The 12,642-nt window shown below is 43.4% G+C and carries 7 protein-coding genes and 1 pseudogene; 3 read left to right on the plus strand and 5 right to left on the minus strand.

The genetic code is table 11. The features are described from left to right. Positions 1-23 precede the first annotated feature (23 nt). The 4 genes and pseudogenes from ACFN7Z_RS14890 to ACFN7Z_RS14905 form a co-directional block, all read right to left on the minus strand. The gene (locus tag ACFN7Z_RS14890) at positions 24-842 is read right to left on the minus strand and encodes a hypothetical protein (RefSeq protein ID WP_058952348.1); all 819 of its coding nucleotides are present in this window, start codon (positions 840-842) and stop codon (positions 24-26) included. A 91-nt stretch (positions 843-933) separates the two neighbouring features. Further along, entirely contained in the window at positions 934-2,523 is a 1,590-nt protein-coding gene (locus tag ACFN7Z_RS14895; protein WP_010325908.1) for a peptide chain release factor 3, read from the minus strand. Positions 2,524-2,691: 168 nt separating this feature from the next. Beyond that, a pseudogene (locus ACFN7Z_RS14900) lies at positions 2,692-4,769 on the minus strand (EAL domain-containing protein). 263 nt (positions 4,770-5,032) lie between these two features. Beyond that, on the minus strand, positions 5,033-7,228 hold the full coding sequence (locus ACFN7Z_RS14905) for a carboxy terminal-processing peptidase (protein WP_159151771.1): 2,196 nt from the start codon (positions 7,226-7,228) through the stop codon (positions 5,033-5,035). 241 nt (positions 7,229-7,469) lie between these two features. Here ACFN7Z_RS14905 and nagZ point away from each other — a divergent pair, with 241 nt between their 5' ends. After that, complete coding sequence (gene nagZ, locus ACFN7Z_RS14910) at positions 7,470-8,486, plus strand: beta-N-acetylhexosaminidase (RefSeq protein WP_010325905.1); 1,017 nt, start codon at positions 7,470-7,472, stop codon at positions 8,484-8,486. A 158-nt stretch (positions 8,487-8,644) separates the two neighbouring features. Next, complete coding sequence (locus tag ACFN7Z_RS14915) at positions 8,645-9,520, plus strand: class I SAM-dependent methyltransferase (protein ID WP_010325904.1); 876 nt, start codon at positions 8,645-8,647, stop codon at positions 9,518-9,520. Between the two features lie 58 nt (positions 9,521-9,578). On the opposite strand, the gene ACFN7Z_RS14920 is transcribed toward ACFN7Z_RS14915, so the two are convergent. Continuing rightward, positions 9,579-10,910 (minus strand): alpha/beta fold hydrolase, encoded by a 1,332-nt coding sequence (locus ACFN7Z_RS14920; protein WP_010325903.1) that lies wholly within the window; start codon positions 10,908-10,910, stop codon positions 9,579-9,581. A gap of 306 nt (positions 10,911-11,216) precedes the next feature. Between ACFN7Z_RS14920 and ACFN7Z_RS14925 the strand changes: the two genes are divergently transcribed. After that, positions 11,217-12,482 (plus strand): glutamate-5-semialdehyde dehydrogenase, encoded by a 1,266-nt coding sequence (locus tag ACFN7Z_RS14925; protein ID WP_004979082.1) that lies wholly within the window; start codon positions 11,217-11,219, stop codon positions 12,480-12,482. Positions 12,483-12,642 lie beyond the last annotated feature (160 nt).

A 12,642-nucleotide genomic window follows, 5' to 3' on the forward strand; every position in this document is an offset into this window, starting at 1 on the left:
CAGCTCTTGCTTTGGCCAATGCACTAAAACAACTGGGTATAGACATCGGCTTTTAATACCTGTTGAGTTTGTGCTTTCGTCAAATAAATATCAAGCTGGGTCCCATCTTTTACAATCTCATGAGTCCGATAATGTAAACCAATGCCCTCTTGGTCAAAAAACCAATCTGCTTGCCCCCAGTACAACTTCACTGGTGCAGATTTTCTCACTTCAGGTTCTTGTTTCTTCAACCAGTCTTGATACGCTTTTTGCACCAACACATTCATCGCCAGTTGCTGTTTCGGGTGAATTAAATCTAATAATGCCACCGCTTTTTGATTTTTACGATCTGCAACAAAGAAATAATAACGTTCCTTAACATTTACATTCTCTTGATTGGTATCAACCCCAATTTGCATGAGCACAAACTGATTGCGCTGATACGGTATACGCGTATACATCGCCAAGCTATAAGCCTTGTTACCCTTGAATTCGGCTTGCCATGTATCCGACTTTTTCACATAGGCATTAATAGCTTGCTGTAAGCTCATGTCTTGTTTTAAGCCAATTTGATCTTGAATCACTCGGGCCTGACTTTTGGCAATCCATTGGTTTAACCACGGATCTGCCGTTGTTAAACTTTGCAGTTCTAATTCAATACAATTCTTGGTTTCACAAAATGGCTGTGCAATATCAGCCGTTTGTTGCTGAATATTTAAATATGGTAAAACTTCAGCCTGCTCTGTTTTTAATACCGAGCTTTTGGCATCTGCATCTATTTCAGATTGTTTAGAGGAGTCACATGCTGTCAATAAGACAGTCAAACTCACCAATATTGTATAAATAGCCTGTTTCTGCAGCATGCATCTTCCATGAAATTCATGATTAAAATTAAAGTATCTTGCATAATAAAACAGCTTCACGAAGAAGCTGTTTTATTTTTTAACATCCCGATTAGTGTTCGCGGGTATTGCGGAACACGATGTCTGGATAGCGCTCTTGCATCAGTTGTAAGTTCACACGACTCGGTGCCAAGTAGGTCAAGTGACCACCACCATCTACCGATAATTGATCATGTGCTTTTTTCTTAAATTCATTGAATTTTTTGTCATCATCACATGACACCCAGCGCACAGTGTTAATGCTTACAGGCTCGTAGACGCAGTCGACTTTGTATTCTTCTTTCAAACGGTATGCCACCACTTCAAACTGAAGCACACCTACCGCACCGACAATCAAGTCATTGCTATTTTGCGGCATGAAGACCTGTGTTGCACCTTCTTCTGAAAGTTCTTTTAAGCCTTTTTGTAACTGCTTCGACTTCAATGGATCTTTCAAACGTACACGGCGGAACATTTCAGGGGCGAAGTGCGGAATACCCGTAAATTGTAATTTTTCACCTGATGTAAAAGTATCGCCAATTTGAATCGTACCGTGGTTATGTAAACCAATAATGTCGCCCGGCCATGCTTCTTCTAAGTGCTGACGATCACCAGCTAAGAAAGTCAAAGCATCACTAATACGCACATCTTTATCCAGACGCACATGCTTCATTTTCAAACCTTTTTCATATTTGCCTGAACAAATACGCATAAAGGCAATACGGTCACGGTGTTTCGGGTCCATATTGGCTTGAATTTTAAAGACAAAGCCAGTAAAACCCTCTTCAGTTGCTTCAACCAAACGATTTTCTGTTGGGTGCGCTTTAGGTTCAGGCGCATAGTTGCTAAATGCATCTAACACATGGTCTACACCAAAGTTACCTAATGCTGTACCAAACAATACAGGCGTTTGACGACCCGCAAGGAACTCTGTGTGGTCTAAAGGCTCATTGGCCATTTGCACCAACTCTAGAGACTCTTCAAATGCCGCCCAAGCCAACTCACCGACTTTTTCACGTAAGTCTGGATAGTCATAACCATCACGGACTTCGATTTCGGTAATGGTTGAACCAAAACCTGCTTTATACACATAAAACTTCTCTTCGATCAGGTTAAAGACCCCAGCGAAGTCACGACCTGTACCAAGCGGCCAAGTGATCGGCACACATTTGATTTTGAGAACGTTTTCAATTTCATCCAACAGCTCTAAAGGCTCACGGATTTCACGGTCCATTTTGTTCACAAATGAAATGATTGGTGTGTCACGCATACGACACACTTCCATAAGTTTCACAGTACGATCTTCGACACCTTTTGCACCATCGATTACCATCAAAGCTGAATCGACCGCTGTTAAGGTACGATACGTATCTTCCGAGAAGTCTTCGTGTCCCGGCGTATCCAGTAGGTTAATCATCTTGTCTTTAAAGGGAAACTGCATCACAGAGGTGGTGATCGAAATACCACGTTCTTTTTCCATTTCCATCCAGTCCGAAGTGGCAGCACGGTCAGATTTACGGCTTTTCACCATACCTGCAATCTGAATGGCTTGCCCCCACAACAGCAATTTTTCTGTCATGGTGGTCTTACCAGCATCGGGGTGGGAAATAATCGCAAAGGTGCGACGCTGCGCAACTTGCGCGGCTAATTCATTTTTAAACATAAATTAAATCTGCAATTGATCATAGCCCTTATGATCAATACGATCATAAAGTCCTATAAAAGAAATTCTAAATTGGGCTAATTGTATCCGAATACCGCTTGAGCTTCTATTGTCTTTTATCAAGCGAAGCGAGAAAGCGCCTCACGCCAAAGCGTTTCAATGAGTGGCTTAATTGAAATAAGTTGACGATGTGTACTCAAACTCTTCTAAGCGCTTAACATCCATAGGCATGCCCAACAAATAACCTTGTAATTGCTGACAGCCTAAACGCGACAAGATTTCCATTTGCAGGGGACTTTCTACACCTTCTGCTGTCACGACCAAACCCAAGCGAATCGCCAGATGAACAATACTTTCTAAGATCATTTCATCTTTTGAGCCAACGGTCAGTTCATGAATAAAGCCACGATCAATCTTCAACTCATCTACAGGAAGATTTTTTAAATATAAAAAACTGGAATGTCCTGTCCCAAAGTCATCAATCGCCAAACGAATTCCCATTTCACGTAACCGCTGTAAGGTACGAATGCTGCCTTCGATATGGTGCATGGCCGTACTTTCAGTGATTTCAATAATTAAATGATTTGGGTTGACTTTATACTTATCAAAAAGATGCTCAAGATTATTAAATAAATGCTTATGCTCAAACTGCACCGCCGATAAATTCACGGCAATTGGATAGAGTTCAATTTTCTCTCGTTCCCAAATTTGTAGTTGCTTACATGCTTGCTCCAGAGCCCAATATCCCATTTGGATGATCAACCCCGTTTTCTCTGCGCCTTTAATAAACATATTGGGGGTCAGCAAGCCTAAAGTCGGATGCTTCCAGCGAATCAACGCCTCGACTCCACAAATCCGTTGATCTTGGATGGTAAATTTAGGCTGGTAATACAAAACAAACTGTTGTTCTTCTACGGCTTTATATAAGTCATTGATTAGCTTAGTTTGGCTTTTCGCTTCTTGTTGGTCAAAACTGTAGTTAAAAATAGAATAGGTATTTCTTCCCTGATATTTTGAGGTCAGCATCGCTGCATCGGCATTAATCAGTAAATCCTGCAAATTACTACCATGTTCAGGATACATCGCAATACCAATACTCGCAGACACATTAATTTCTTTACCCGCAATCAAAAAGCTATCTTGAATCAACTCCAGCACGTGCTCCGCCATTTGGCACGCTTGCTCAGGCGTCGCCTGTTCCAGCACCATCAGAAACTCGTCCCCACCAATTCTGAGAATTTTTTCATTTTTACTTAAGTGGCGATGAATCCGAGTGGTTAGTTGAACCAATAATTGATCCCCAACATGATGCCCAAAGACATCATTTACGGCTTTAAAACGGTCTAAGTCGATATATAAAAAGGCAATGCTTCATTGCGGAAGCGTTGATCTGTAAACAAAAAATGGGCATATTCCGCCAAATACAATCGATTGGGCAGCTTGGTTAAATTATCCTGTACCGCCTGATTTGCCAACTCTTTATTGGCCAGAGAAAGTTGAATATTGCGCTCTTCTAAACGCTGCTCCAACACCGCAACAACAAATGCCGCCACCAAAATCAAACAGGTAATAAAGATAACAACAAATAAAACAATGCTTTGACCTGCTTCAAGGGGCATCACCAGCTTGTCACTATGGGTTGGATAGAACGAGACTGCTAGCATACCGGTATAATGCATACTCACGATGGTCAAGGCCATCATCCCTGCAACATACCATTGGTACAACAGTTTCTTACTGACTGCACTTTTATATTTAAAGATCAGCCAAAAGGTTAAACCCGAGCCACTAATGGCAAGTAAAATAGAAAAAACTGTTAATAAAGGATCGTAAACACTCTGATAGCCCTCAATAATCAGCCCCATCATGCCAGTATAATGCATGCCCGAAATACCAAGCCCCATCAATACCGACCCCAAAACCAATCTTAAAAAAGGTAAGGTCTGACGCGTGGTCAACCAAATTGAAAAAACAGATGCAATAAAAGCAATAAAAAAAGAAAGAATTGTCAGTGCAGGGTCAAAATAACTATGCGTCGGCAAATCACAAGCCAACATACCCACAAAATGCATGGCCCAAATGGCACAGCCTAAGAAAAAACTACTGAGTAAAATGAGCACTGTTTGAAATTTTTTACGCCAAGTACGAAATAATAAGCGTTCGGTCGACACTGCAAAAAAACACGCCAACAATGCCACAACAATTGAACCTAATACCAAACTAAAATCGTAATGCACATGCATCATATAAAATGTCCGTATTAATTTCTCTTTTTCTTCATTTATATCCTTTTTATCAAAGGCGAAAAGCATTGCTACCCGATTAAGAATCTTATACAAACAGGTTCAGGTCAAGAAAAAAACATAGAAATCTTATTAGAATTTATAGATTTATTTTACCTTGAAGATCGGTTTGGTAACCCGCCAAACCCGCATTTGTGTTTTGAATCACAATTTAAATAAAAAGCCAGTCGAAACTGGCTTTTTAATACATTGCGTCAGAGATTAAACTATTTTGCAGTGCCTTTTTGCAACTTGGCATAATCTAATAAGACATTTGCAGATTCAGTCACAAATGCTTCCTCTTCAGGCAATGCAGGACGCTGATTCGCTTTCATTTTAGCGCGTGCTTCAACCAAAGCTTCCATAGAAGCTTGATAGCTTTCCCAGTTTGCATAAGGCTTTTGCCCTGCAATCTGACGGCGCTTGTTTTCCGAGTCTAAAGTCTGTTTTTCCAGTGCCAACAATTCAGCTTTACGTTGATCAATATCTAAAACCACACGTTTTTGATCTTCGGTCTTTTTCGAGATGTCTTTACGCTGTTCAAGATAGTTAAACTGCGGGTCGACTTTAACACGTGCTTGCGACAGCTCACCTAAACGTTTTACATACGGTGCAATACTGCCTTCACGTTTAAATGGTGCGGTTGGAATAGTGTCCCACTCAAGCGCATTTTTCGCTTTACGCTCACCAAACTCTTCATTGTAAATGTCTACCAATTTCACGTCTGGAATTACGCCTTTGTTTTGCGTACTGCCACCCGTTACACGGTAAAACTTACGTTGCGTTAGTGTCGCTTGACCATGCGCCAAGTTATCGAGCTGAACTTGTGCCGTTCCTTTACCTGTGGTGGTGCTACCAATCACAATGCCACGTTCATAGTCTTGAATCGCAGCAGAATAAATTTCACTTGCAGACGCAGATGCTAAATTCACCATCACTGCCAGCGGACCCGCATAGGTTTGCGCACCATTGTCATCGTCTTCGAAAACGCTCACATTGCCGTTACCATCTCGAATTTGCACCACAGGACCTGACTTAATCACCTGTCCAAGCATACGCGCCACTTCTTCAAGTGATCCCCCTGGGTTATTACGTAAGTCGATAATAATCCCTGATACATTCTTGGCCGCTAAAGTTTTCAGCGCATTGTTGGTATCTTCAGATACAGAACGATATTCTGTGCCCGCACGACGTGCACGATAGTTCAAATAAAAAGACGGAATTTCAATCACACCAAAGGTGTATTGTTGTCCATCACGCGTTACATTCACGGTACGTGAACGTACCCCAGCATCTTCTTCTTGAATGACGTCACGGGTAATGGTCACATTACGCGCTTGGCTCATCGACGCACCCGAGCCGAGTAAACGTATGGTGACTTTGGTACCACGTTTACCACGGATTAAGCCCACAATTTCATTGCTCGGCCAACCGATGACATCCACCATTTTTTCACCATCTTGCGCTACACCAATGATGCGGTCGCCCGACTTCACCTGTTCAGACTTGCTTGCTGGACCACCTTCCACAATGGTTTCGATTTTGGTGTAGTCTTCATTGCCCCGTTCAGGTCGAATCGACACCCCAATCCCTTCAAGTTGCAAAGTCGTCTGACGATTCAATTCCATTGCATCGACAGGCGGGAAATAGTTACTGTGCGGATCATAGGTAAGCGTCATTGCATTGAGTGTTTTGTCTAACACATCATCGCTTTTCACTCGTGAAATACGTTCTAACTGGCGCGTATAACGCTTAGTTAAAGTCTGTACTGGGGTTAAATCTTCCGAGCTAGTGAGATCTTGTCCATTGGCCAATTCTGGGTTGGCTTTAAGCGCTTTTTGCTTCGCCAACTCTTCTTCTTTACTGATGGTCAAATTGATCAGCTGCGAAACCAACATTTTGTTCCAATGCTGACGCTGCGCCGCTTCATTGGCAAAATACGGTGCCTTTTCACGATCCGTTTCGATATAAACATTGGCTTGTTTTAAATTCTGCGGCTTTTTCAGCTCATCCAGCATATACGTATAAAACTGGGTCAAACGATCTCTATACTGTGCATGAATCGCATACGGTCCACTTAAGTCACCTGCTTTTAGAGCCGCACCTAAGTTTGAACCATATTTACGCTTATAACCGTCTACTTCAGAGGCAAGAAACAACGAATGATCTGGATCTAAACTGTCCAGATAGAAATCGAGAATACGCGCCGATGTTTTCGCATCTAAACGTTGATTGAGATAATGTTGACGGTCAACCAAGGTCGCCAGTTGACGAGACACCAAAGCCTGCTCCTGCGACGGAACAATAGCTTGTTTGGTTACAGCGGTAGTTTCAGTCGCTGCAATAGCTTCATTAATGGCATGAGTGAAAAAGAATCCACCCGTTGCAATTGCAACCGCACAAGCAATGGTTTGAAGTTTCATAAATAATTCTTAGTTCCTTGGTTTTTGACCAAAATTACAATGTCATTTTTCGACATGAATTGAGAATATTCAAAATCTTAAACAACTTAATCTGTTTATGTCGTGTAGTTTTATCATAATCTGTGCTGACAAAATGTAGCAAATCATTGCAAAATTCGGGTATTGTTTTCGACGACCTGTTTCGCTCACCTTTCAGAGCCAAAACAGTCACTGACCAAAAAATCAAATACGGACACCCAATATGATTGGCGCATTGATGCTCGACATCGCAGGCACAGAACTTACTCAAGAAGATATTGCACTATTACAAGCACCGCAAGTCGGTGGCATGATTTTATTTGGACGAAATATTGAGTCTCCTGCACAAGTTCGCGCCCTCACCGACCACATGCGCCGAATTCGTCCTGATATTTTGATTGCTGTCGATCAAGAAGGTGGACGTGTGCAACGCTTAAAACAGGGCTTTAGCCTACTTCCAGCAATGGGTAAGTTTGGCGAGCTATTCTTAAGCGAACCTGAAAAAGCCTTAAGCTTGGCAGAACAATCTGGCTGGTTGATGGCGACAGAAGTGCTTGCCGTCGGTATCGACTTTAGCTTTGCCCCTGTGCTCGATCTCAATGACATCAGTGATGTGATTGGTGACCGTGGCTTTGCCAAAAATATTCAAGACATCGTACCGCTGGCCAGTGCATTCCTAAAAGGGATGAAAGCCGCAGGCATGGCATCGACAGGCAAACATTTCCCCGGTCATGGTTCAGTCCAAGCAGACTCACATGTCGCAGCAGCCATCGACTCACGCACATATGATGAAATCTATGCCAAAGATATGCAGACTTTTATCAAACTGATGCCACAGTTGGATGCACTCATGCCTGCACATGTGATTTATAACCAAGTCGATCCAAACCCAGCAGGTTTTTCACCGTATTGGATTCAAACCGTTCTACGTCAACAACTGGGCTTTGATGGGGTCTTATTCTCAGATGATTTAAGCATGCAAGCTGCATGTGTTGCAGGCGGTGCAGATGCACGCATTCAAGCCGCACTCCATGCAGGCTGTGACATGGGGCTGGTGTGTAATGACCGAGCAGCTGCATGCGTGGCTTTGGAGGGGATTAGCCAACTGGCGCTACCAAACCAAGCTCGCTTAGAACGCATGCGTGGTCAGATTCCAAACGTCAACGTTCAATCGACGCTACATTTAGGTGAAGATTGGGCCAAAGTACGCGACCAAGTGGAACTGTTTAGATTAAGTTAAGCACTTCATCTTTGACCATTTCAACCACGATATTTCGGACAAAGGGACATCACAAGATGTCCTTTTTTCATTATGATAAACTCAAAATAAATCAACAGGCTTGCTCTGCATTGCCCAAACAACAATGCTAAAATAACAAAATATCAGGTACGGATACCATGACAGATGCTCTATCAGCTCATCGCCACATCTCTTTTACTGCACACTATACAGGCTATATTTGGTATAGCATGGGCATCTCACATCCTGTATTTGCCACCCGCAAAGGGAAGTTACTGGCCAAACTAGTGCATCCACTCGAAAGCTGGGCTGAGAAATATGTCGGTGGCAGTATGCGCACGACCTTAAAACAGCGTCATCAAATGATTGATGACCACCTCAGCGCGCTGATCCAACAGTACCCAAACTTACAAGTTTTAGAAATTGCCAGTGGTCTGTCCCCACGCGGCTGGAGCTTTCGCCAACAGTATCCTGAGATTGACTATCGTGAACTCGACTTACCGGACATGGCACAAATGAAAACTCAGGCCTTAAAACAGATCGATCAGACCAGCCCAGCAGTTCTCTCCGCCGACTTATTTAGTGCAGATTTTGCCCGTGCTTTTGAGGTGTTTGACCCAAACCGCCCTTTGGTGGTGGTGAGTGAAGGTTTGATCAACTACTTTAGCAAAGACATGCTCGCTCAACTGTTACAAGGCATTGTCCAATACGGACAGCAGTTTGATCAGTTATATTATCTGACTGACCTCTACCCTGAACCTGTGAAAAATAAGCTGGCTAATTTTATCTGGAGCAGTAGCAAGCTTTTAAAATGGATGTCTCGTAGCGCCTTTGGCTTTCACTTTGTCAGTCCGCCTGAAGCGGCTCAGTTTTTCAAACAAGCGGGCTTTCATACTGTGACCGTTCACCAACCCACTTTAGCCTTCAATAGTACTCAGGCCGATACTTCAAACTTAGATCAGCAGGACCACTTAGGCGACTTGGTCTGGTTGATACATAGCCAATGGCAAAAGCCCAATCAACCCGAGCAATAAACTTAGTCCCCATATAAAAACAGCGATGACACGCTGTTTTTATATTTTTAAAGTTCAATTAACTCACGGCTTCAAGCAACGTCTGTTCTTGTTTCTGACGCCCCACAAAGCGAAGCAGTCGCTCCGCGAGTTCAAAACTACCATGTTTAAATAAGGCACGAATATACGGTCCATCTTCCGCAAAAATTAAACATTCAATCTGAAACTCGCCTTCTTCATCGCTCAAGTGCAAAGCTAAATCACGCGGATATTCAGCCGCGATAGCAGCCAAGTCTGACTCAAAGCGTAAAAGCACCCCAAAGTAGTTCAAATCCACCACTTCTGTCTCAATCACCAAATCCGAATGTCGATAGCTTAAAAAAGTTTCAGGTTGTTGAACCTGAACCCGCTCCTCACCTCGGCGCTCCATATCCAGCATTTGTGCTCGACTAAAGGAGATAATCCCGTCTAAGTGCTGAATGGATTCATCCTTCAAAAACGTCGCAAACAGGTGCATGGTTTCTTTACGACGTTGTAGTTGTGGCACATGGTCTGCATTGGCAATTTGCGCATATTCCATGTCAGGACATTGCAACGCAAAGTTGGCATTTTCATGTGGCAAGGTAAAACTGTCATATTGGCCACAGGCCACCAAGACTTTGCACTGTGGAATCGGCACATCGGTGAGGCGAAGCAAACGATTGCAGTTGATTTCATAGCGCTCTTGTTCTGTTGCGGTAAACTCCGCCATCTGTCTAAAGAACAAACGTTTGGCTGTGGGTGACATTTTTGTTTTATCCATTTTGGCATGATTGACCAAATACAAAATCACGGCCTGACCAAACTCATCCATGCGTTGTTCACGCATTAAATGTAACGATTCCTCCAGCAACATCCGCCAGCTTTTACGGGTCTTTTGCATCACACCCATTAAAATCATACGGTCAATCAGCTCTGGCCGTTGATCGGCCAGACAAGATGCCACCACTGAGCCCAGTGACATGCCCATCACTGAAACTTTGTCTAATCCTTCAATGTCTAACCAAACACCGAGCATTTTCGCGAGATCACCCAGTTCTAACGTGCCCGCAGACAAGCCTGTATCGATATTACGAATTTGTTGATTGGCGCCCATTGAAGGCAGATCAATCAGGACAATCGGACCGGCATCGAGCAGTTGCTCAACACAGTATTTGTAGGAATTAAAGTTTTGAAACGCTCCACCAATAATCACGATAGGCGTGCGATGGAATGACTCTGGCCGAGCAATCGCCATGTATTCGACTTTCCAGCCCTCAATCCATGTGGTTCGTGCAGGTTCTTTAAAGCTGTTACGATGGTAAACATCGAAAAAACCTAAGCGTAAATTCGCGTCATTCAGCTCGGCATCCCTTTGAATCATAGAATTCATGTTCCTTCCCTCTACTCTTGCCTGTACTTTTTGTTTTGCAAGAAATGCACGATCACGCCTGTCAACGGCAACAGGGTGTTCAGTTTTGTAATAATTATGCAAGGACTTCATGTCCTAAAATTCATTCTATACAGAGCACTGTTTTACACGCAACAGATTGTATAACCGCTCATCATGTTTTAGATAAAAAACAATTTCAAAATATGTATAAGCCCGCCTATACGCTGGATTTTTCATGTAGAGACTATGCGGTCGAGTGTTAGGCTGTTACTATCTTCTGTGAAATTTCTAAGTGATCAACCCGCTATGCAAGAGTCGATTGAACAATATATGCAAACGGTAGGACAGCAAGCACGTCAAGCTTCTCGTATTTTGGCGCGTGCCTCTACCGAAACTAAAAACAACGCGTTGTCAGCTATTTATACTGCTTTAGTCAACAGTGAGCCCACTATTTTAGCGGCGAACCAAGCAGATATGAACAAAGCGCACAGCAACAACTTAGACAGTGCTTTACTTGATCGCTTAGAACTGTCTCCCGCACGCTTTAAAGGCATGTTGCAAGGCTTAAAAGATGTGATTGGCCTCAAAGATCCTGTTGGTGAAATCACCGATATGGCCTATCGTCCGTCAGGAATCCAGCTCGGTAAGATGCGCGTTCCTTTAGGCGTGGTTGGCATGATTTACGAGTCTCGCCCAAATGTGACCTTGGAAGCCGCGTCTTTAGCACTGAAGTCTGGTAATGCCATTATTTTACGTGGTGGTTCTGAAGCGCTCGAATCAAATAAAGCCATTGCTGAAGCCATTCAACGCGGTTTAAAACTGGCGGGTTTACCTGAACATGCGGTTCAAGTCATTAACACCGCAGACCGCGCAGCCGTGGGGCAACTGATTACACTCACTGAATTTGTCGATGTGATTGTTCCACGTGGAGGCAAAGGCCTGATTGAACGTATCAGCAATGAAGCCCGTGTCCCTGTGATTAAACACTTGGATGGGAACTGTCACGTTTATGTTGAAGCGCAAGCTGACCTACAAAAAGCCCTACCGATTGCGCTCAATGCAAAAACTCACCGTTACGGCGTGTGTAATGCAATGGAAACTTTGCTGGTCGATGAAAAAGTTGCAGATGAGTTTTTACCGCGTGTCGCTGAGCTCTACACTGAAAAACAAGTGGAGTTGCGCGGCTGTGCTGAAACTCAGCGCATTTTAGGTGCGACAGTCAAAACGGCGACAGAAGAAGATTGGTACACGGAATACCTCGGTCCAATTTTAGCAGTGAAAGTGGTGTCTGGTATGGAAGAAGCGATTGAGCATATCAACAAATATGGCTCACACCATACTGATTCGATCATTACAGAAAACTACTCTCTAGCTCGCGAGTTCTTGGCTGCTGTTGATTCGAGTTCTGTCATGATCAATGCCTCGACCCGTTTTGCCGATGGTTTTGAATATGGCTTAGGTGCAGAAATTGGCATCTCAACCGATAAAATCCATGCCCGTGGCCCAGTCGGCTTAGAGGGCCTGACTTCACAAAAATGGATTGTGTTTGGTGATGGTCAAATTCGCCAATAGCGCGTCCAACTCATTTTAAAGCATGATGCTCAGCCCTCTTAAGAGGGCTGAGCATTTTTTATATCTAAACATTCTCTGCCTCTGCGAATCCTTAAAATCTAGAGGAAATCATGCTTTTTTTGATGGTCACATTGATTGTGCATGTGATTATGTGTGGGTC

Source organism: Acinetobacter sp. P1332 (assembly GCF_044057475.1).
GTDB lineage: Bacteria > Pseudomonadota > Gammaproteobacteria > Pseudomonadales > Moraxellaceae > Acinetobacter > Acinetobacter johnsonii.

Bases quoted from the DNA above. Each gene is read 5' to 3' on its own strand.
- ACFN7Z_RS14890 (WP_058952348.1), bottom strand. From the start codon at position 842: ATGCTGCAGAAACAGGCTATTTATACAATATTGGTGAGTTTGACTGTC.
- ACFN7Z_RS14895 (WP_010325908.1), bottom strand. From the start codon at position 2,523: ATGTTTAAAAATGAATTAGCCGCGCAAGTTGCGCAGCGTCGCACCTTT.
- ACFN7Z_RS14905 (WP_159151771.1), bottom strand. From the start codon at position 7,228: ATGAAACTTCAAACCATTGCTTGTGCGGTTGCAATTGCAACGGGTGGA.
- nagZ (WP_010325905.1), top strand. From the start codon at position 7,470: ATGATTGGCGCATTGATGCTCGACATCGCAGGCACAGAACTTACTCAA.
- ACFN7Z_RS14915 (WP_010325904.1), top strand. From the start codon at position 8,645: ATGACAGATGCTCTATCAGCTCATCGCCACATCTCTTTTACTGCACAC.
- ACFN7Z_RS14920 (WP_010325903.1), bottom strand. From the start codon at position 10,910: ATGAATTCTATGATTCAAAGGGATGCCGAGCTGAATGACGCGAATTTA.
- ACFN7Z_RS14925 (WP_004979082.1), top strand. From the start codon at position 11,217: ATGCAAGAGTCGATTGAACAATATATGCAAACGGTAGGACAGCAAGCA.